This is a genomic window from Pseudomonas sp. NPDC096950 (assembly GCF_044762525.1).
GTDB lineage: Bacteria > Pseudomonadota > Gammaproteobacteria > Pseudomonadales > Pseudomonadaceae > Aquipseudomonas.
On the sequence record NZ_JBIWEL010000006.1, the window covers coordinates 119,074 to 138,491 of the forward strand.

At 59.3% G+C, this 19,418-nt stretch carries 19 protein-coding genes; 11 read left to right on the top strand and 8 right to left on the bottom strand.

The genetic code is table 11. The annotated features are described in order from the left end of the window. Positions 1-10: 10 nt before the first annotated feature. On the bottom strand, positions 11-1,291 hold the full coding sequence (locus tag ACIQY3_RS12915; RefSeq protein ID WP_403019811.1) for a sensor histidine kinase: 1,281 nt from the start codon (positions 1,289-1,291) through the stop codon (positions 11-13). Further along, the gene (colR, locus tag ACIQY3_RS12920) at positions 1,281-1,964 is read right to left on the bottom strand and encodes a two-component system response regulator ColR (RefSeq protein WP_054045155.1); all 684 of its coding nucleotides are present in this window, start codon (positions 1,962-1,964) and stop codon (positions 1,281-1,283) included. The genes ACIQY3_RS12915 and colR overlap by 11 nt, the downstream gene beginning before the upstream one ends. 202 nt (positions 1,965-2,166) lie before the next feature. On the opposite strand from colR, the gene ACIQY3_RS12925 reads away from it, so the two are divergent. Both ACIQY3_RS12925 and ACIQY3_RS12930 read left to right on the top strand, forming a co-directional pair. Then, positions 2,167-4,116 carry an LTA synthase family protein gene (locus ACIQY3_RS12925; RefSeq protein WP_403019812.1) on the top strand — a complete coding sequence of 650 codons (1,950 nt, stop codon included), beginning with the start codon at positions 2,167-2,169 and terminating at the stop codon, positions 4,114-4,116. Between the two features lie 54 nt (positions 4,117-4,170). Continuing rightward, positions 4,171-4,914 carry a phosphatase PAP2 family protein gene (locus ACIQY3_RS12930; RefSeq protein WP_403019813.1) on the top strand — a complete coding sequence of 248 codons (744 nt, stop codon included), beginning with the start codon at positions 4,171-4,173 and terminating at the stop codon, positions 4,912-4,914. 187 nt (positions 4,915-5,101) lie between these two features. On the opposite strand, the gene groL is transcribed toward ACIQY3_RS12930, so the two are convergent. From groL to ACIQY3_RS12950, 4 genes are all read right to left on the bottom strand, one after another. After that, complete coding sequence (gene groL, locus ACIQY3_RS12935; protein ID WP_403019814.1) at positions 5,102-6,745, bottom strand: chaperonin GroEL; 1,644 nt, start codon at positions 6,743-6,745, stop codon at positions 5,102-5,104. A gap of 49 nt (positions 6,746-6,794) precedes the next feature. Beyond that, positions 6,795-7,088, bottom strand: a complete 294-nt coding sequence (locus ACIQY3_RS12940; protein WP_054045166.1) for a co-chaperone GroES — start codon at positions 7,086-7,088, stop codon at positions 6,795-6,797. Between the two features lie 247 nt (positions 7,089-7,335). Then, complete coding sequence (locus ACIQY3_RS12945) at positions 7,336-7,815, bottom strand: FxsA family protein (protein ID WP_054045168.1); 480 nt, start codon at positions 7,813-7,815, stop codon at positions 7,336-7,338. A 66-nt stretch (positions 7,816-7,881) separates the two neighbouring features. Continuing rightward, a complete protein-coding gene (locus tag ACIQY3_RS12950; RefSeq protein ID WP_403019815.1) occupies positions 7,882-8,613 on the bottom strand; it encodes a HugZ family protein in 732 nt (243 codons plus the stop codon). Between the two features lie 166 nt (positions 8,614-8,779). Here ACIQY3_RS12950 and ACIQY3_RS12955 point away from each other — a divergent pair, with 166 nt between their 5' ends. Continuing rightward, positions 8,780-9,538 carry an SDR family oxidoreductase gene (locus ACIQY3_RS12955; RefSeq protein WP_054045171.1) on the top strand — a complete coding sequence of 253 codons (759 nt, stop codon included), beginning with the start codon at positions 8,780-8,782 and terminating at the stop codon, positions 9,536-9,538. Between the two features lie 129 nt (positions 9,539-9,667). On the opposite strand, the gene apbC is transcribed toward ACIQY3_RS12955, so the two are convergent. Beyond that, positions 9,668-10,762 carry an iron-sulfur cluster carrier protein ApbC gene (gene apbC / locus ACIQY3_RS12960; RefSeq protein ID WP_403019816.1) on the bottom strand — a complete coding sequence of 365 codons (1,095 nt, stop codon included), beginning with the start codon at positions 10,760-10,762 and terminating at the stop codon, positions 9,668-9,670. Positions 10,763-11,090: 328 nt separating this feature from the next. Here apbC and metG point away from each other — a divergent pair, with 328 nt between their 5' ends. From metG to ACIQY3_RS13000, 8 genes are all read left to right on the top strand, one after another. Continuing rightward, the gene (gene metG, locus ACIQY3_RS12965; RefSeq protein WP_403019818.1) at positions 11,091-13,142 is read left to right on the top strand and encodes a methionine--tRNA ligase; all 2,052 of its coding nucleotides are present in this window, start codon (positions 11,091-11,093) and stop codon (positions 13,140-13,142) included. Positions 13,143-13,306: 164 nt separating this feature from the next. Beyond that, positions 13,307-13,876: an Rnf-Nqr domain containing protein gene (locus tag ACIQY3_RS12970; RefSeq protein WP_403019819.1), complete on the top strand. Its 570-nt coding sequence runs from the start codon at positions 13,307-13,309 to the stop codon at positions 13,874-13,876. Beyond that, positions 13,873-15,084: an electron transport complex subunit RsxB gene (gene rsxB / locus ACIQY3_RS12975; protein WP_403019821.1), complete on the top strand. Its 1,212-nt coding sequence runs from the start codon at positions 13,873-13,875 to the stop codon at positions 15,082-15,084. The genes ACIQY3_RS12970 and rsxB overlap by 4 nt, the downstream gene beginning before the upstream one ends. After that, positions 15,071-16,063, top strand: a complete 993-nt coding sequence (locus tag ACIQY3_RS12980; protein WP_403019822.1) for an RnfABCDGE type electron transport complex subunit D — start codon at positions 15,071-15,073, stop codon at positions 16,061-16,063. Before rsxB ends, ACIQY3_RS12980 begins: the two co-directional genes overlap by 14 nt. Next, positions 16,060-16,671: an RnfABCDGE type electron transport complex subunit G gene (locus ACIQY3_RS12985; protein ID WP_403019824.1), complete on the top strand. Its 612-nt coding sequence runs from the start codon at positions 16,060-16,062 to the stop codon at positions 16,669-16,671. Before ACIQY3_RS12980 ends, ACIQY3_RS12985 begins: the two co-directional genes overlap by 4 nt. Further along, positions 16,664-17,236 (top strand): Rnf-Nqr domain containing protein, encoded by a 573-nt coding sequence (locus tag ACIQY3_RS12990; RefSeq protein WP_403019825.1) that lies wholly within the window; start codon positions 16,664-16,666, stop codon positions 17,234-17,236. The genes ACIQY3_RS12985 and ACIQY3_RS12990 overlap by 8 nt, the downstream gene beginning before the upstream one ends. Before the next feature lie 25 nt (positions 17,237-17,261). Continuing rightward, positions 17,262-17,900 (top strand): endonuclease III, encoded by a 639-nt coding sequence (gene nth, locus ACIQY3_RS12995; protein WP_054613670.1) that lies wholly within the window; start codon positions 17,262-17,264, stop codon positions 17,898-17,900. 106 nt (positions 17,901-18,006) lie between these two features. Beyond that, the gene (locus tag ACIQY3_RS13000) at positions 18,007-18,186 is read left to right on the top strand and encodes a PA3496 family putative envelope integrity protein (RefSeq protein WP_007898493.1); all 180 of its coding nucleotides are present in this window, start codon (positions 18,007-18,009) and stop codon (positions 18,184-18,186) included. A 43-nt stretch (positions 18,187-18,229) separates the two neighbouring features. On the opposite strand, the gene ACIQY3_RS13005 is transcribed toward ACIQY3_RS13000, so the two are convergent. Then, positions 18,230-18,856: a response regulator transcription factor gene (locus ACIQY3_RS13005; protein WP_123515084.1), complete on the bottom strand. Its 627-nt coding sequence runs from the start codon at positions 18,854-18,856 to the stop codon at positions 18,230-18,232. Positions 18,857-19,418 lie beyond the last annotated feature (562 nt).

Sequence of the window (19,418 nt, forward strand, 5' to 3'; positions counted from 1 at the left end):
TTTCGCATCATCAGACCCGAGGCTTACCCAACTCCACCTCGAAGCGGCAGCCATTGGGCTCCATGGTGGTCAGGCTGACGGTCCAGCCCTGGTTCTCACAGATGCGCTGTACCAGCGACAGGCCCAGTCCCAGGCCTTCGCCGCGCTTCTCGTTGCCCCGCACGAAAGGCTCGAACATCGCCTCGCGTTTCTCCTCAGGAATGCCGACGCCGCTGTCCTCGACCATAAACCCGGTGTGGGTCAGCGTCAGGCGAATAAAGCCGGTTTCGGTGTAGTGCAGCGCATTGCGCAACAGGTTGCCCATCACTGCATGCAGCAAGGTCGCGTTGTAGCGGTTGTTCGACGGAGTGCCAGGTTCGAAATTCAGGGCCAGGCCCTTGCACTCGATCGGCTCACGCCACAGGCTGAGCAGCCCGTCGGCGACCTGACTGACAGTCTGCTGCGGCGCCATGCTGGCGTCTTCCCGCTGGGCGCGGGCGAGCATCAGGAAGGTTTGCACCAGTTCGCGCATTTCCTCACAGGCCCGGGCGATACGCTCGACCTGGGCCCGACCGCGCTGGTCGATGCCAGGGTTTTCCAGCAGCAACTCGCAGGAGCTGGCCAGGACCATCAGCGGCGTGCGCAACTCATGACTGACGTCACTGGTGAACAAGCGCTCACGGGTCAAAGCCTGGCGCAAACGGCCGAGGGTGGCGTCGAAGGCCACAGCCAATTCGCCCACTTCATCCGCGGCATAATCCGGCGCCAATGGCGGTGCCAGACCTAATAACTGATCGCGATGCCGCACTTGCCGGGCCAGTCGCACCACGGGCGCCATGACTTTGCGCGCCAGGATCCAGCCAAGAAATACCGCCAATGCCAGGCTCAGTACGAAGCCCACCAGCACCACGGCAAACAGCACGCGCTCACGCTCTTCGAAATCACTTTGGTCCTGCAACAGCACGTAGCGCCGGCCGTCGACGATTTCGACCATCGCGTGGTACGACAGATTTTCACGAAAGACCTCGTGGAAACCGGAGTCCAGATGACGCAGATCCTTGGGCAGCTCGAAGTCCCCCGGCCCGCCGCTGAAATAAAACAACTGATCCGGTTCCGGGCGATGGCTCCAGTCCGTGACGCTGTCCATCAGCAACAGGCGTTGTAAATCGCCGCCCAGGCCAGCCGAAATCAGCTTCTCTTCCACCAGGTGCACGGTCGCCACGATCCCCATGGCGAAGGCCCCTGCCACCAGTGCGCTCATCAGCGCAAAGGCGATGATGATCCGTTGAGCAAGGCTCTGCTTAAACTCCATCACGGCCCTCGGCCAAGCGATAACCCACACCGTGCACGGTTTGCAGAAGAGGCTTGGCGAATGGTTTGTCGATCACCTGGCGCAGTTGGTGAACGTGGCTGCGCAGGCTGTCACTGTCCGGGCAATCATCGCCCCACAGGGCTTCTTCGAGGATTTCGCGGCGCAGCACATGGGGGCTTTTCTGCATCAGCACCGCCAGCAACTTGAGGCCGACCGGGTTGAGCTTGAGCAAACGGCCTTCGCGGGTCACTTCCAGGGTATCAAGGTCGTAACTCAAGTCGCCGACCTGCAAGGCACGCCGCCCGCCGCCCTGGGCACGACGCATAACCGCTTCGATGCGCGCGGCCAGTTCGGACAAGGCAAACGGCTTGATCAGGTAGTCGTCGGCGCCGGACTTGAAGCCCTGCAACCGGTCATCCAGTTGATCCCGGGCCGTCAGCATGATCACCGGCGTATCGCGGCGAGCGTCTTCACGCAGGCGTTTGCACAGGGTGTAGCCGTCGATGCCGGGCAGCATGATGTCGAGCACGATCAAGTCGTAATGCTCGGTCGCCGCCAGGTGCAGCCCCGACAAGCCGTCCTGCGCGCAATCCACGGTGTAACCCTTAAGCCCCAGGTAATCCGCCAGATTGGCGAGGATATCGCGGTTGTCTTCAACCAATAAAATTCGCATGGGCACTCCTCCGCACACAGTAACGGCCATCTTCGGCTCGCGCAGCTTACGGCCAAGCAGAGCGCACGGCTAGGCCCGAAGACCGCATCCATCCATTCGTTCAACCAACTGACCGAGTTAACAAGTTTTTCACTATCGGTTCACAACCTGACTACAGTGGCCGGCTCAAACTCCCGCGCCATTGATATAAGGAATGTAGCCAATGGACTTCTTCAAGACTGCGCCTATGCGCTTTCTGCTGCTTGTCACCATCACCTGGCTGGTGATTTTCTTTCTGACCCGAACCGTTCTGCTGCTCACTCACCTGGATGAGGCCGGTAGCGGTTTTGTGTCGGTTTTTGCCATCGGCTTTCTGTACGACCTGGGTTTCATTGCCTATGCGGCTTTGCCGATGGGCCTCTACTTGCTGCTTTGCCCGCCCGCCTTGTGGCGTCGCCGGGGCCATCGCTGGTTTCTGCAAGGGCTGCTGACCGTCAGCCTGTTTGCGATGCTGTTCACCTCCGTCGCCGAATGGTTGTTCTGGGACGAGTTCGGCGTGCGTTTCAACTTCATCGCCGTTGATTACCTGGTGTACTCCGACGAAGTCTTGAACAACCTGCTGGAGTCTTACCCGATCGGCACGTTGCTGAGCGCTCTCGCCGTGCTGGCCGTGGCGCTGAGCCTGGTGCTGCGCAAGCCGTTCAATGCGGCGCTGGACGCCCCGCTGCCACCGCTTCGCCGACGCCTGCTCAACGCCCTGGGCTTGCTGATCGTCGGGGGCTTGAGCCTGCAACTGCTCAGCCAGGACGCCCCGCGCGCCCAGGGCGGCAATGCCTATCAGAACGAACTGGCGAGCAATGGCCCGTACCAGTTCTTCGCCGCGTTCCGTAACAACGAACTGGATTACCCGCAGTTCTATAAAAGCCTGCCGCCCGCCACCGTCGCGGGGCAGATCCGCGCCGAACTCAGCGAGCCGAACGCACGCTTTATCGGCGAAGACCCGCAAGACATCCGCCGCATGATCGATAACCCTGGCACTCAACGCACACCCAACATTGTGCTGGTGACCATCGAAAGTTTCAGCGCCAAGTACATGGGCAGCAACGGCGACGGGCGCAACCTGACGCCGAACCTGGACGCCTTGCGCAAGCAGAGCCTGTACTTCAATAACTTCTACGCCACCGGCACCCGCACCGACCGTGGTCTGGAAGCCATTACCCTGGCCATCCCGCCGACGCCGGGCCGTTCGATCGTCAAGCGCGTGGGCCGTGAGAGCGGGTTCGCCAGCCTCGGCCAACAACTCGGTGCCGTGGGTTATGACAGTGTGTTCGTGTATGGCGGGCGCGGTTACTTCGACAACATGAACGCGTTCTTCAGCGGCAACGGTTATCGCGTGGTCGATCAGAGCAGCGTCGATGAATCGGAGATTCACTTCAAGAACGCCTGGGGCATGGCGGATGAAGACCTCTATAACCAGACCCTGAAACTGGCCGACGCCGACTACGCCAAGCAGCAGCCGTTCTTGCTGCAACTGATGACCACGTCCAACCATCGTCCTTATACCTACCCGGACAACCGGATCGACATCAAGTCCGGCAACGGTCGCGACGGCGCGGTGAAGTACACCGACTACGCCATCGGCCAGTTCCTTGAGCAGGCGCGGCAAAAACCGTGGTTCGACAATACGATTTTCGTGTTCGTCGCCGACCACACGGCGGGCAGCGCCGGCAAGGAAGACTTGCCGATCAGCAACTATCAGATTCCATTGTTCATCTATGCGCCGAAGCTGATCGAGGCCCGGGAAACCGCACAACTGGCCAGCCAGATTGATCTGGCGCCGACGCTGCTGGGTTTGCTGAACATGGACTACCAATCGACATTTTTTGGCCGCAATCTGTTGCAGGACAATCCATTGCCACCGCGGGTGGTTGTCGGCAACTATCAGCATTTGGGGCTGTTCGATGGCAAGGACCTGGCAATCCTGAGTCCGCGCCAGGGTCTGCGTCGGCATGACGACGCGCTGACCGAGAGCCGCGAATCGAAGGCCCAGGCCAGCGATCCATTGATCACCCGTGCCATCACCTATTACCAAACCGCCAGTTATGGCTTCAAGCAACAGCTGCTTGGCTGGAAAGCGCCCAAGGAGGGCACGCCCCAGGTCAGCGTACGTTAACCGAATCGCCCCGGGCTGATGCCCCGGGGCTTTTTCCCATGCTCAGGATCCACCATGTCATCAACCGCTGTTCGCCCCGTCTCCCGGCCGCTCAATTTCTGGGTATGCCTCGGGGTTCCCGCCATTGCGGCGATCGTTCTGGTGCTGCTCGAACTGACCGACCTGGACATGGACCTGGCCAGGTACTTTTATGACCCGGTGGCCGGTGATTTCATCGGCCGGCACAGTTACTTCCTGGAAAACATCCTGCACGACAAGGCCAAGCAAGTGGTCATCGCTTTCTCGGTGTTTGCGGTGATCGGGTTTATCTGCTCGTTTTTTGTCGAGAAACTCAAACCGTTCAAACGGGAGCTGGGTTGCCTGGTGCTCTCCCTGGGCCTGGCCACCTCTTTTGTCACCCCGGTCAAGGTTGTGACCTCGGTGCAATGCCCGTGGAGCCTTGAGCAATTCGGCGGCCACGAAACCTACAGCGAACTGCTTAGCCCGCGTCCGCACACCGACAAACCTGGCCGCTGCTGGCCGGGTGGTCATGCGGCGACCGGTTTTACGTTGTTTGCGCTGTTCTTTGTGCTGCGTGATCGTCGTCCCCGGCTGGCGCGCAAGGCGTTTATCTTTGCCGCGGCCCTGGGCACGGTGTTTTCCATCAGCCGGATGATGCAGGGTGCGCACTTCTTTTCGCACAACGTGTGGACGGCGATTTTCTGCTGGCTGATTTGCCTGGGGTCGTATTACTACATCCTGTATCGACCGGCGTCCAAGGCTGAGCGGGTTGGCAAGGCAGAACCGGTCAACGCCTGACACACACAGATCCAAATGTGGGAGCGGGCTTGCTCGCGAATGCGGCGTATCAGTCGACATTGATGTTGTCTGACACACCGCATTCGCGAGCAAGCCCGCTCCCACAGTTGATTGGGGTGAATCGGCTGGCAATAAAAAGCCCCGCCTGCTTTCGCAGGCGGGGCTTTTTTATAGGGGTAAGGCTGGCTTACATCATGCCGCCCATGCCACCCATACCGCCCATGTCTGGCATACCGCCGCCAGCGCCGCCTTCTTCCTTGATCTCGGCGATCATGGCTTCGGTCGTGATCATCAGGCTGGCGATGGAAGCCGCTGCCTGCAGAGCCGAACGAGTCACTTTAGCCGGGTCCAGGATACCCATTTCGATCATGTCGCCGTATTCGCCGGTAGCAGCGTTGTAACCGTAGTTACCCGAACCCTGCTTAACCTTGTCGACTACTACGCTTGGCTCGTCGCCGGAGTTGGCAACGATCTGGCGCAGTGGCGCTTCAACAGCGCGACGCAGCAACTGGATGCCCACGTCTTGATCGGCGTTGTCGCCTTTCAGTTCGGAGATAGCCTGCAGAGCGCGAACCAGTGCCACGCCACCGCCAGGTACCACGCCTTCTTCAACGGCTGCACGGGTAGCGTGCAGGGCGTCTTCAACGCGGGCTTTCTTCTCTTTCATTTCAACTTCGGAACCAGCGCCAACCTTGATCACTGCAACGCCGCCGGACAGCTTGGCCAGACGCTCTTGCAGTTTTTCACGGTCGTAGTCGGACGAAGTGTCGGCCACTTGCTGACGGATTTGCAGAACGCGAGCCTGGATATCAGCTTCAACGCCGGCGCCGTCGATCACGGTGGTGTTTTCTTTGGACAGGATCACGCGCTTGGCATTACCCAGGTGTTCCAGGGTAGTGCTTTCCAGGCTCAGACCGATCTCTTCGGAGATAACGGTACCGCCAGTCAGGACAGCGATGTCCTGCAGCATGGCCTTGCGACGGTCGCCGAAGCCTGGAGCCTTGACGGCTGCGACTTTGACGATGCCACGCATGTTGTTCACAACCAGAGTCGCCAGGGCTTCGCCTTCAACGTCTTCGGCCACGATCAGCAGTGGACGTCCGGCTTTGGCAACGGCTTCCAGCACTGGCAACATTTCGCGGATGTTGGAGATTTTTTTGTCGACCAGCAGGATCAGCGGACCGTCGAGCTCGGCAGTCATGGTCTCTGGCTTGTTGACGAAGTACGGGGACAGGTAGCCACGGTCGAACTGCATGCCTTCAACAACCCACAGTTCGTTTTCCAGGCCCGAGCCTTCTTCAACGGTGATCACGCCTTCTTTACCGACTTTTTCAATGGCTTCGGCAATGATGTCGCCGATGGAGTTGTCGGAGTTGGCCGAGATGGTGCCGACCTGAGCGATGGCCTTGGTGTCAGCGCAAGGCTTGGACAGGGCTTTCAGCTCTTTGACGATAGCGATGGTCGCTTTGTCGATGCCGCGCTTCAGGTCCATCGGGTTCATGCCGGCAGCGACGGCTTTCAGGCCTTCGTTGACGATCGATTGAGCCAGAACGGTAGCGGTGGTGGTGCCGTCGCCTGCGTCATCGTTGGCACGGGAGGCAACGTCTTTGACCAGCTGCGCGCCCATGTTTTCGAAACGGTCTTTCAGTTCGATTTCTTTGGCTACGGAAACGCCGTCCTTGGTGATGGTCGGAGCGCCGAAGCTCTTCTCGATGATCACGTTACGGCCTTTAGGGCCCAGGGTCGCTTTTACTGCGTCAGCCAGGACGTTTACACCGGCGAGCATTTTCTTGCGGGCGGAGTCGCCGAATTTAACTTCTTTAGCAGCCATGATCGATATTCCTTAAATACTTTGTAGTAGCGGGAAAATGAGCGGGGAATCAGCCTTCGATGACAGCGAGAATCTCGTTCTCAGCCATTACCAGCAGGTCTTCGCCGTCAACTTTCACAGTGTTGCTGCCGGAGTACGGGCCGAACACAACCTTGTCACCCACTTTTACGGCCAGTGCACGCACTTCACCGTTTTCCAGCACGCGGCCGGTACCGACAGCGAGGATCTCGCCGCTGTTGGCTTTTTCAGCAGCCGAACCTGGCAGGACGATACCGCCAGCGGTTTTCTTTTCTTCTTCGCTGCGACGGATGACGACGCGGTCATGCAGAGGACGAAGCTTCATTGTCGATCTCTCCTAATTGTGGTTTTCATCGGCCGGTGTATTCCCGGCGGGTTTAACAAATCCGGCGGTGCCGGGTGCGGTTCGTCAAGCGAACCGCGGAAGTCTGTCTGGCATGATCGCCAGAAACCTTGCGGTGACCGTTACATAAGGGCGCATAAGCTTATTACAAGGGCGAGCAAGCAAATTTTTTCATGTGACTGCCCGCAAACGAACACGGCACCCGAAGGTGCCGTGCAGCTGAAACGCTTTACTTGGGATCGTGGTGTTCGAACTCGCCTTCGATCACGTTGGGCTCGCGGCCCAGCGGTTGCTGTCGTGGAGCAGGACCGCCCCGGGACTGCAGGTCATCGGCGAATGCACGCTGACGGATCGCCTGTTCTTCGGCGCGCTGGCGCATCTTGTTCGCCAACAGACGACGAGAGATGGGCATCAGCATGATCAGGCCCAGCACGTCAGTGACGAAGCCCGGCAGGATCAACAGACCGCCCGCCAGTGCCAGCATCAAGCCTTCCAGCATGGTCTGGGCCGGCAGTTCGCCGCGGTTCAGGCTTTCACGGGCACGCAGTGCAGTGGCCAGACCGGCGATGCGCAGCACGAACACGCCGAGCATCGAGCCGAGAATGATCAGCAGCAGGGCCGGGAAAAACCCGATCGCCCCGCTGACCTTGACGAATACGAACAGCTCCAACACCGGAAACAGTACAAAGAGCAATAAAAAAGGGCGCATCAAATGGTTCCTCAACGCAAGAATGCCTTGCCAGTAAGCCTTAGATGACGTCGCCGTATCGTGAATTCAAGCGTCGGCTACTTCATTTTTTGGCCAATGCTCGGCGTGAGCCAGGAAAACCAAGGCTTCCCGCACTTGTGTCGGCGTATTACATGGCGCTTGAAACGGCAGCCAGTACAGCGCCTGACCAATGCGCAGGTGCATGCCTTCGGTGTCGATGCCGGCCAGTTGCGCCGGCTCGGTTTTCGGCAGACCGGCCAGTTCGACGTAATGGGCAATGGCTTTGGTGTGGTGGGTATTCATGTGCTCGACCATGCTCACTTCGGCCTTGCCAGCGAACGGATTGGCCAGGGTCAGTTGATCGACCCAGTGGATCGCGCCGAAGCCACCGATGTAACGGTGACGTACCGGCTTGAGCACCCAGAAATCGAAATCGTGGGCCTTGTGGTAGTTCTGCGAATCCGGGAAGTAGCGGTAATAACGCTCGGCAGCCGTGTCGATGGCAGCGGTGTCTTCGAGTTTTTCAGCTTCGGCCAGGTAGGTCAGGCGACCAACGGCTTGCACGTCCTCGGCCCCGCGCTCGCCCACGAACAGTGAGCATTTCGGATCTTTTTGCAGATTGTGGGTGTGCTGGGCGATGCGGCTGATCAGGATCAGCGGCCGGCCCTGCTCGTCCAGGCAGTACGGAACCACCGAGCCGAAAGGGAAACCGGGCATGGCCTTGGAGTGCGTCGAAAGCACTCCGCGGTATTCCTTGAGAAGCAATTCTCGGGCATTCTTGGCCGCTTCAACGCTCAATTTATGACTCCTTATATAGAATCCGTCGAAAAAACGGACAGGCGCCTGGGGATAAGTATCCAGCACGCCATCGGGGCAGTTCTCATGTGCAACCAGGCCACATCAGGTGCAGATCGAGAGGCCCTCTACAAGGATCACCACTGCGACCTGCTATTGGGGCATGCGAATGCAACTCACTGACAAAGTAATCATTATCACTGGCGGTTGCCAGGGTTTAGGCCGTTCGATGGCCGAGTATTTCGCCGGCAAGGGCGCGAAACTGGCGCTGGTCGATCTAAACCAGGAAAAGCTCGACGACACCGTCGCCGCGTGCAAGGCCAAAGGCGTCGAGGCCCGCGCCTATCTGTGCAACGTCGCCAATGAAGAACAAGTGACGCACATGGTCGCCCAAGTGGCCGAAGACTTTGGCGCGATCCATGGCTTGATCAACAACGCCGGGATCCTGCGCGACGGCCTGCTGCTGAAGGTCAAGGACGGCGAAATGACGAAGATGAGCCTGGCCCAGTGGCAGGCGGTGATCGACGTCAACCTGACCGGCGTGTTCCTGTGCACCCGTGAAGTCGCGGCGAAAATGGTCGAGCTGAAAAACAGCGGCGCGATCATCAATATTTCGTCGATTTCCCGGGCCGGTAACGTTGGCCAGACCAACTACTCCGCCGCCAAGGCTGGCGTGGCAGCGGCCACCGTGACCTGGGCCAAGGAACTGGCGCGCTACGGTATTCGTGTGGCGGGCATTGCGCCGGGCTTCATCGAAACCGAGATGACCCTGGGCATGAAGCCGGAAGCGCTGGAGAAAATGACCGCCGGGATTCCGCTCAAGCGCATGGGCAAACCGGATGAGATCGCCCATTCGGCGGCGTACATTTTCGAGAACGACTACTACACCGGCCGGATTCTGGAGATGGATGGCGGGTTGCGGATCTAAGTCCACCGCATAACCCATGTGGGAGCGGGCTTGCTCGCGAATGCGGTAGACCAGTCAACTTATCTGTTGAATGACACACCGCTTTCGCGAGCAAGCCCGCTCCCACAGGGGATTGTGTTTCTTCTGTGATTAATCGTCGCTCACGGTGATAGTCGGCATCGCCGGGGTCGCCGCTTCCTGCAACACAATCCGCGCGCCGACATGGCGGGCGAGTTCCTGGTAGACCATCGCAATCGGGCTGTCCGGCTCGGCGATCACCGTTGGCTTGCCGCCATCGGCCTGTTCGCGAATCGCCATCGCCAGCGGCAACGAGGCCAGCAGTTCGACGCCGTACTGAGTCGCCAGTTTTACCCCGCCGCCCTCACCGAACAGATGCTCCGCATGCCCGCAGTTCGAGCAGATGTGCACGGCCATGTTTTCCACCACGCCCAGCACCGGAATGTTGACCTTGCGGAACATTTCGACGCCTTTGCGTGCGTCCAGCAACGCCAGGTCCTGGGGCGTGGTGACGATCACCGCACCGGCCACCGGGACTTTCTGTGCCAGGGTCAGCTGGATGTCGCCGGTGCCTGGCGGCATGTCGATGACCAGGTAATCGAGATCGCCCCACGCGGTTTGTGTGACCAGTTGCAACAACGCACCGGAGACCATCGGACCGCGCCAGACCATCGGCGTGTTGTCGTCGGTCAGGAACGCCATGGACATCACTTCGACGCCATGGGACTCGATCGGCACGAACCACTTCTGATCCTTGACCTTCGGTCGGGTGCCTTCGGGAATGCCAAACATGATGCCCTGGCTCGGACCATAGATGTCCGCGTCGAGAATCCCGACCTTGGCGCCTTCACGGGCCAATGCCAGCGCCAGGTTGGCGGCGGTGGTGGACTTGCCCACGCCGCCCTTGCCGGAAGCCACGGCTACCACGTTCTTGACGTTGGCCAGGCCCGGGATCTGCGCCTGGGCCTTGTGCGCAGCGATGACACTGGTGATTTCGACGCGAGCACTCGCCACACCGTCCAGGCCCTGGATCGCCATTTCCAGCATCTGTGCCCAGCCCGTCTTGAACAGACCGGCGGCGTAACCGAGTTCCAGCTGGACGCTGACTCCATCACCCTGGATGTCGATGTTGCGCACGCACCCGGCGCTGACCGGGTCCTGGTTCAGGTAAGGGTCGGTGTATTGGCGAAGGACGGCTTCCACCGCTGCGCGATTGACGGCGCTCATGGGCAACTCCGATAGCAAGACTGGAAAATCAGGCGGGTATCCTACGCCGGACATACATTTGTGGCGAACAGATTACTGTGGCTGGAATGCATCCTGTGGCGAGGGGGCTTGCCCTCGTTGGGTGGCGAAGCCGCCCCGAAACCAGCACACGCAATCCGGCAGATACACCGCAATCGCCGGTTTTACGACTGCTGCGCAGCCGAACGGGGGCAACCCCCCTCGCCACAAAAGCTCTTTTGTAACAGTAAGCCCTCAGGCCTCGGGGGTGAAAAATATGCGCCAGCGCTTTATAGTGGCCGACCTCCGTTTCATCAAGTAGCCGAGCCCCATGTCCGAGCCACGCAAGATCCTCGTCACCAGCGCCCTGCCCTATGCCAATGGTTCGATCCATCTTGGCCACATGCTGGAATATATCCAGACCGACATGTGGGTGCGCTTCCAGAAGCACCGCGGCAATCAATGCATCTATGTCTGCGCCGACGACGCTCACGGCTCGGCCATCATGCTGCGCGCGGAAAAGGAAGGCATCACCCCGGAACAACTGATCGCCAACGTCCAGGCTGAACACAGCGCCGACTTTGCCGACTTCCTGGTGGACTTCGACAATTTCCACTCCACTCACGCCGAAGAAAACCGTGAGCTGTCGAGCCAGATCTACCTGAAGCTGCGCGACGCCGGGCACATTGCCCAGCGCTCGATCACGCAATACTTCGACCCGGAAAAGAAAATGTTCCTGGCCGACCGCTTCATCAAGGGCACCTGCCCGAAATGCGGCACTGAAGACCAGTACGGCGACAACTGCGAAAAATGCGGTGCGACCTACGCCCCTACCGACCTGAAGGATCCGAAGTCGGCCATCTCTGGCGCCACTCCGGTGCTCAAGGATTCCCAGCACTTCTTCTTCAAACTGCCGGACTTCCAGGAAATGCTCCAGGCCTGGACCCGCAGCGGCACCCTGCAAGACGCCGTGGCCAACAAGATCGCCGAGTGGCTGGACGCGGGCCTGCAACAGTGGGACATCTCCCGCGATGCGCCGTACTTCGGTTTCGAGATCCCGGGCGAGCCTGGCAAGTATTTCTACGTGTGGCTGGACGCGCCGATCGGCTACATGGCCAGTTTCAAGAACCTTTGTGCCCGTCGTCCGGACCTGGATTTCGACGCGTTCTGGGCCAAGGATTCCACCGCCGAGCTGTATCACTTCATCGGCAAGGACATCGTCAACTTCCACGCGCTGTTCTGGCCAGCGATGCTTGAAGGCGCGGGTTTCCGCAAGCCGACCGGCATCAACGTGCACGGCTACCTGACCGTCAACGGTCAGAAAATGTCCAAGTCCCGGGGCACTTTCGTCAAGGCGCGGACCTACCTGGATCACCTGTCGCCGGAATACCTGCGCTACTACTACGCGGCCAAGCTGGGCCGTGGCGTCGACGACCTCGACCTGAACCTCGAAGACTTCGTGCAGAAGGTCAACTCCGACCTGGTGGGCAAAGTCGTCAACATCGCCAGCCGTTGCGCCGGTTTCATCCAGAAAGGCAACGCCGGTGTGCTGGTGGCGGGTAACGCCGCGCCGGAACTGACCGACGCGTTCCTGGCCGCCGCGCCAGGCATCGCCGAAGCCTACGAGGCTCGTGACTTTGCCCGCGCCATGCGCGAGATCATGGGCCTGGCCGACCGCGCAAACGCCTGGATCGCCGACAAGGCACCGTGGTCGCTGAACAAACAGGAAGGCAAGCACGATGAAGTCCAGGCCATCTGCGCCCTGGGCATCAACCTGTTCCGCCAACTGGTGATCTTCCTCAAACCGGTGCTGCCGCTGCTGGCCGCCGACGCCGAGGCGTTCCTCAATGTCGCACCGCTGACCTGGAACGACCACGCCACCCTGCTGAGCAATCATCAGTTGAACGAGTTCAAACCGTTGATGACCCGCATCGACCCGGTAAAAGTGCAAGCCATGACCGACGCCTCGAAAGAAGACCTGACCGCCAGCGCCACCGATACCGGTGAAACTGCACCGGCCGGCAACGGTGAACTGGTCAAGGAACCGCTGTCCCCGGAAATCGAGTTCGACGCCTTTGCTGCCGTCGACCTGCGGGTTGCGCTGATCCTCAAGGCCGAAGCCGTGGAAGGTGCCGACAAGCTGCTGCGCCTGACCCTGGACATTGGTGATGAGCAACGCAACGTGCTGTCCGGGATCAAGAGCGCTTACCCGGATCCGTCCAAGCTCGAAGGTCGCCTGACCATGATGATCGCCAACCTCAAGCCTCGCAAAATGAAGTTCGGGATCTCCGAAGGCATGGTGATGGCAGCCGGCCCTGGCGGTGCAGAAATCTACCTGCTGAGCCCCGACAGCGGCGCCAAGCCGGGTCAGCGCATCAAGTAAGCACTTTGCTGAACAAATCCCACAGTCGTGCCTGGCGTGACTGTGGGATTTTCATGTCTGGCCCATAATTACACTCATGTATGGTCACACCGTGTAGGAGCTGCCGAAGGCTGCTCCTACGCAGTTATTCAGCAGTCAGTAACAATGTGTGGATACGGACGATCATGACCGAACTGCTTCTCACGCTTATCAGCGCCGCCCTGATCAACAACCTTGTGTTGCAGTGGCCGCTGGGCGTCGATCCGCTGTTGGGGTCAGAACAGCGGCAGGTCCACGCACTGGGCATTGCCACGGCGAGCCTGATGCTGATCGTCGGTATGCTCGGCTACGCGCTCTACCACTGGCTTTTGGTGCCACTGGAGCTGACGAGTCTGCGTCTGTTTGTGTTTCTGCCGCTGAGCGTTCTGCTGATCGCACCGCTGCTGAAACTGCTGTCGCGATTACTTCCAAAACTTTCGTTCGAAGGCCTCTGGCCGTTGCTGCTGGGTAACGCCGGTGTGCTCGGGCTGACCTTGCTCAACGCCCGGGACGACCAGGGCTTTTTCCACGCCACGGCCCTGAGTCTCGGCGGCGGGTTGGGGTTCTGGCTGGTGCTGAGCCTGTTCAACGATTTGAGCCAGCGCACACGTGACAACGATGTTCCCCTGTCCTTTCGTGGCTTGCCGATCCAGTTGATCGGCGCCGGACTGATCGCAGTGGCCTTTCTCGGATTCAGTGGACTGATCAAAACATGAGTCTGATTCAACGCATCGATGCCCTCCTGCCCCAGACCCAATGCGGCAAGTGTGGCCACCCCGGATGCAAGCCTTACGCCGAAGGCATCGCCAGCGGCGAGTCGATCAACAAATGCCCGCCGGGCGGCAGCGAAACCATCGCCGCCCTGGCCGAACTGCTGAAAGTGCCGGTGCTGGAACTGGACACCAGTCGCGGTTCGGCACCGGCGCAGATTGCCTACATTCGCGAAGCCGAATGCATTGGCTGCACCAAGTGCATCCAGGCCTGCCCGGTGGATGCCATCGTTGGCGCGGCGAAACTGATGCACACCGTGATCGTCGATGAATGCACCGGTTGCGACCTGTGCGTGGCGCCGTGCCCGGTGGACTGCATCGAAATGCGCCCGTTGCCCCTGGCCACGGTGCTGCCGATTGTCGGCGGCCTGGCGTTCAGCCTTGAAGAACAACGGGCCCGGGCCAGCAAACGCAACCGTGCGCGGCACCGGTTCGAACAGCGCAACGCCCGGCTGCAACGGGAAGAACAACAGAAAATCGCCGAGCGCCAGGCCCGTGCTCAACGGGCTGCGCAACCCAGCGAAACGACGGTCAATCCGGTACAGGCTGCCCTTGAGCGGGTTCGAGCGCAGAAAGCGGCGACGGCGGACGCGGCGTTGAAAAAAGCCAAGATCGATGTGGCGATGAGTCGGGCGCAATTGAACAAATCGCTCAAGGCGTTCGGGCATCCGCCGACCTTCGAGCAGCAGTCGCAACTGATCGTGCTGCAACAACAGTTCGAAGCCGCCGAGCAGGCGCTGGCGCAACTGGAAAGCGCCGCGCCACCCGCCCCGGCACCCATTGCCCCGGCGAAAGACGCAGAGATGAAACGGGCAAAAATCCAGCTGGCCATGCGCCGCGCCGAACTGAAAAAAGCGCAAACCAGCGAAGCGCCGGCGGATCAGATGGAAGCGTTGGAGCAGGCATTGAAAGATGCCGAACAGGCCCTTCACGACGCTGAAGCGGTCAGCGAGCAACCGTTGCCTGACTTGCAACGCGTCGAAAAACGCCCGATCAACCACCAACTTCGACAACTGAAAACCGAATTGGCCTACGCCCGCGCGGACGTCAGCAAACTTGAACGACTCCCCGACGCGTCACCCGAGCTGATGGACAAGGCCCGCGCCCGACTTATGGAAGCCGAACGTCTGGTGGAGGCTTATGTCACCCCTTGAATCGGTAGACGAACGCCTTCAGCAGGCCATGAAGCTGGTATTGCTGGCCACCGTGCCGGGAGCACTGGCGTTGTTTTGGCTGTACGGCTGGGGTGTTTTGATCAATCTGATTCTGACGGTGATAACTGCGCTGGCCGTGGAAGCCGCCGTGCTGAAGCTGCGCCAGCGTCCGCTGAAACCCACGTTGAGTGACGGCAGTGCCTTGGTCACCGCGACGCTGTTGGCGCTGGCCTTGCCGCCTTATTGCCCGTGGTGGCTGACGGTCAGTGCGGCCGCCGCCGCGATGCTGTTCGGCAAGCACCTGTATGGCGGCGTCGGCAAAAATCCGTTCAACCCGGCCATGCTCGGTTTCGCCTTGGTGTTGGTGAGCTTTCCCCAACCTATGACCCATTGGCCGTCCGCCCATGGCATGGACTTGCTCGGCGTTCTGCAACAGGTCTTCGGCTTCAGTTTCAGCCAGACGCCGGATGCCTGGGTCCAGGCCACGGCGCTGGACAGCCTGCGCATCAATAAAAGCCTGACCATGGATGAGCTGTTCGCGAGCAATTCGGCATTCGGCCATTTCGGCGGACGCGGAGTGGAATGGGTCAACCTGGCGTTTCTGGCCGGTGGCGCCTTTCTGCTCCAGCAACGGGTGTTCAGTTGGCACGCACCGGTGGGCATGCTCGCCAGCCTGTTTATCATCAGCCTGCTGTGCTGGAACGGCTCGGGCTCGGACTCCCATGGTTCGCCGCTGTTTCATTTGCTCACGGGCGCGAGCATGTTGGGCGCGTTCTTTATCGTCACGGAGCCGGTGTCCGGCGCCAAAAGTGCTGGCGCCCGGCTGATGTTCGGTGCGGGTGTCGGGCTGCTGACTTACCTGATTCGAACCTGGGGCGGCTACCCGGACGGCGTGGCGTTTGCCGTGTTGCTGATGAACCTTTGTGTACCGGCGCTGGAACGGTTTGTCGCCGCCCGGCAGGAGCAAAGCGCACCATGAACCGGGCGACCAGCGTTGCGACATTGGTGTTATTGGCCAGCCTGGGAATCGGCGCAACCTACCTTGTGCATCACACCAGCGCGGCGCGAATTGCCACCGAACAACGCTTGATCGATAGCCGCACGCTGCTGGATATGTTGGCGCCGGGCAGCTACGACAACCAGCCGCTGGAACAGCCATTGGCCCTCGACAACATTGCGCTGACCAACAGCACGTTGCTGACGGGTTACCTGGCCACCAAGGCCGGCCAACCCAGCGCCGTGTTGCTGCGCAGCCAGACCGTGGGCTACACCAGCACCATCGAGTTACTGATCGCCATCGATGCCAACGGCAAACTGCTCGGCGTCAAAACCCTCAAGCAGGCGGAAACACCGGGTCTGGGCGGTCGTCTCGCCGACTGGCCGAACGCCTGGCTGCACCTTTTCACCGGCAAGTCGCGCACCGACCCCGCTGACACTGGCTGGGCGCTGAAAAAGGATCAGGGACAATTCGACCAAATGGCCGGCGCGACCACGACCTCAAGAGCCGTGATCAACGCCATTCATGATGCGTTGCGCTACTTTGATGAGCATCGGCAACAGCTGATCGGGAGCAGCGCCCATGAATAAGGCCACCGTGCAGAACTCGCTGATGCTGGCACCACTGATCGGCGCGACCGATTCCCTGATGACCGCCCTGGGCCTGTGGCTGATGTTCGTGGCGGTGACGGCAACCTATGGCGCGGGAATGGGGCCCTTGCGCGCCCGACTCGTCCGGTGGGCCCGCGTGCCGGCCGGCGTTGTGCTGGCGGCCACGCTGACCAGTTGCGCAGAGCTCGCCGGGCAAGCCTGGTCGCTGCAATGGCAGCAACATTTGGGGCTGTATGCCGGACTGATCGCCTTGCAATGCGTCGTGTTGGACAGCAATGACTTTTTCCAGAGCCCATGGCGTGATCGCTTGCGCCTGTGTGGGCTGTTTGGCGCACTTATGATGAGTCTGGGTCTGCTGCGCGAGCTGATCGGCAGCGGCACCCTTGGCGCCCATCTGTCCTGGCTGGCCGGCGGATTGGATTGGCCAGGCCGGGTGCTGACCACCGACGGTGGCTTGCGCCTGGCCACGCTGGTCCCCGGTGGATTTATTCTGCTGGGACTGCTGATCGCTGCGAAACAGGCCTGGCTTCGCCCCTCAAACTGACCGCTTTCGAGGAAACGCATCACCCATGAATGCCGCAAAACGTTACGAAATCTTCCGCAGGTTGCACGAAGACAACCCGGAACCAAAGACCGAACTGGCCTATTCCTCAGCGTTCGAACTGCTGATCGCAGTGATTCTGTCGGCGCAATCCACCGACGTCGGGGTCAACAAGGCCACGGCGAAGCTGTATCCAGTGGCCAATACCCCCGCCGCGATTTATGCCTTGGGCGTCGAAGGGCTGACGGAGTACATCAAGACCATCGGCCTGTTCAACAGCAAGGCCAAGAACGTGATCGAAACCTGTCGCCTGCTGGTGGAAAAACACGGCGGCGAAGTGCCTCAGACCCGTGAAGAGCTGGAGGCCTTGCCCGGCGTCGGTCGCAAGACCGCCAACGTGGTGCTCAATACGGCGTTCCGTCAGCTGACCATGGCCGTGGACACCCACATTTTCCGAGTCAGCAACCGCACCGGCATTGCCCCAGGCAAGAATGTGGTCGAGGTGGAAAACAAGCTGATGAAATTCGTGCCCAAGGAATTTCTGCTCGATTCCCATCACTGGCTGATCCTCCACGGGCGCTACGTGTGCCTGGCCCGCAAGCCCCGCTGCGGCAGTTGCCGGATCGAGGACTTGTGCGAATACAAGCAAAAGACCTCGGACGATTGAGGCGCTATTAGAATTATTGATTTACCGATTGAAAAAATCTTTTTTACCCGCCGGGAGAATGTCGATATAAGGGGCGCCAAAGGCAGTCTTAGCCTGGAGTAACAAAATGAGCACTGGCAAAGAGCAATTGGACGTAGAAGACGACTTCACCCCCGTTGAGGCCGATGACGCTGAACCGGTGGTTGAGGTGGCAAAAACCAACCTGAGCAAGCGCCGCACCATCGACAACCTGCTGGAGGAGCGCCGACTGCAAAAGCAATTGGCCGATTACGATTTTGATCTATGACACCTAAAAGCCTCCCGGAACGGAGGCTTTTTACTAGATGCCGTCAAACCAGGCCATTGCGCTGGGCCAGTTCGATCAAGTCCACCAGCGAGCGCGCATTGAGCTTCAACAGCAACCGGGTCTTGTAAGTGCTGACAGTCTTGTTGCTGAGGAACATACCATCGGCAATCTCCTTGTTTGTCTTTCCCCGCGCCAGTTGTTGCAACACCATCATTTCCCGTCCCGACAAACGATCCACCATATCGGCTTCACTGGCATTGCCAAGACTGGCCCGAACGGTATGCAAGGCTTGATTGGGAAAGTAACTGTAGCCTGACAATACAGCTTTTATCGCACTGAGCAATTCAGTGAGGTCCTGTTGCTTGCAAACATAACCGGCGGCCCCCGATTGCATGCAACGCATTGAAAAATGCCCCGGTGCCTGGGAGGTCAGCACTAATACTTTTAAAGGCAACGCAACCGATGTCAGGCGCGCGATGACTTCGAGGCCGTCCAGTTTCGGTATTCCAATATCCAGAATGACAATATCCGGCATATGTTCACGAGCAAGTTGCAATGCATCCACACCATTGTCTGTTTCTGCGATGACTTCGTAGCCATGACGTTCCATTAGCAAACGCACCGCAAGACGAATGACAGGGTGATCATCCACGATCAGCACTTTATTCATGGGCAAGTCCAATTTTCGCTGTTCGAATTTTTAGAGCCCGCACAATAGCCTAGTCGTTTCACCCGTGGCATGCCGTACCCCTCGGGCACCCGCACCGAGAGACATTCCCTACAAGCAACGCGGATGATTCCTACAAAAAAACCTTGAATGCAATGAGTTTCAAACCATGAGATTTTAAGAACGACCGACTTTAGCTGGATTTTTTGTATCGGCTTACAACCAATACCACGCATAACCGACATCCTTGCAACACATCCCGCACTCATTGCCTGAAGGCCTGCGCTGAAAGGTAACCGATATTGTCACCTTCAAAATCCATACCAGAACACACGACGTTAAACAGGCAGCCTTATATATAGATCGCATGCACTACACACTAAAAAACTTTTGAAACAAGAACACCCAACATATAAAAACAATGAGAATTACAGTTACCACCTATAACCGCCATTATTTATGCCGAACGCACACACTAACAAGAAGCATTAAAAACACTAAAGCCCTTACACCACCAGATACTTTATCCACACGAGTAAATACAATTACCTTACGAGCTAAAAAA

Bases quoted from the DNA above. Each gene is read 5' to 3' on its own strand.
- ACIQY3_RS12915 (WP_403019811.1), bottom strand. From the start codon at position 1,291: ATGGAGTTTAAGCAGAGCCTTGCTCAACGGATCATCATCGCCTTTGCG.
- colR (WP_054045155.1), bottom strand. From the start codon at position 1,964: ATGCGAATTTTATTGGTTGAAGACAACCGCGATATCCTCGCCAATCTG.
- ACIQY3_RS12925 (WP_403019812.1), top strand. From the start codon at position 2,167: ATGGACTTCTTCAAGACTGCGCCTATGCGCTTTCTGCTGCTTGTCACC.
- ACIQY3_RS12930 (WP_403019813.1), top strand. From the start codon at position 4,171: ATGTCATCAACCGCTGTTCGCCCCGTCTCCCGGCCGCTCAATTTCTGG.
- groL (WP_403019814.1), bottom strand. From the start codon at position 6,745: ATGGCTGCTAAAGAAGTTAAATTCGGCGACTCCGCCCGCAAGAAAATG.
- ACIQY3_RS12940 (WP_054045166.1), bottom strand. From the start codon at position 7,088: ATGAAGCTTCGTCCTCTGCATGACCGCGTCGTCATCCGTCGCAGCGAA.
- ACIQY3_RS12945 (WP_054045168.1), bottom strand. From the start codon at position 7,815: ATGCGCCCTTTTTTATTGCTCTTTGTACTGTTTCCGGTGTTGGAGCTG.
- ACIQY3_RS12955 (WP_054045171.1), top strand. From the start codon at position 8,780: ATGCAACTCACTGACAAAGTAATCATTATCACTGGCGGTTGCCAGGGT.
- apbC (WP_403019816.1), bottom strand. From the start codon at position 10,762: ATGAGCGCCGTCAATCGCGCAGCGGTGGAAGCCGTCCTTCGCCAATAC.
- metG (WP_403019818.1), top strand. From the start codon at position 11,091: ATGTCCGAGCCACGCAAGATCCTCGTCACCAGCGCCCTGCCCTATGCC.
- ACIQY3_RS12970 (WP_403019819.1), top strand. From the start codon at position 13,307: ATGACCGAACTGCTTCTCACGCTTATCAGCGCCGCCCTGATCAACAAC.
- rsxB (WP_403019821.1), top strand. From the start codon at position 13,873: ATGAGTCTGATTCAACGCATCGATGCCCTCCTGCCCCAGACCCAATGC.
- ACIQY3_RS12980 (WP_403019822.1), top strand. From the start codon at position 15,071: ATGTCACCCCTTGAATCGGTAGACGAACGCCTTCAGCAGGCCATGAAG.
- ACIQY3_RS12985 (WP_403019824.1), top strand. From the start codon at position 16,060: ATGAACCGGGCGACCAGCGTTGCGACATTGGTGTTATTGGCCAGCCTG.
- ACIQY3_RS12990 (WP_403019825.1), top strand. From the start codon at position 16,664: ATGAATAAGGCCACCGTGCAGAACTCGCTGATGCTGGCACCACTGATC.
- nth (WP_054613670.1), top strand. From the start codon at position 17,262: ATGAATGCCGCAAAACGTTACGAAATCTTCCGCAGGTTGCACGAAGAC.
- ACIQY3_RS13000 (WP_007898493.1), top strand. From the start codon at position 18,007: ATGAGCACTGGCAAAGAGCAATTGGACGTAGAAGACGACTTCACCCCC.
- ACIQY3_RS13005 (WP_123515084.1), bottom strand. From the start codon at position 18,856: ATGAATAAAGTGCTGATCGTGGATGATCACCCTGTCATTCGTCTTGCG.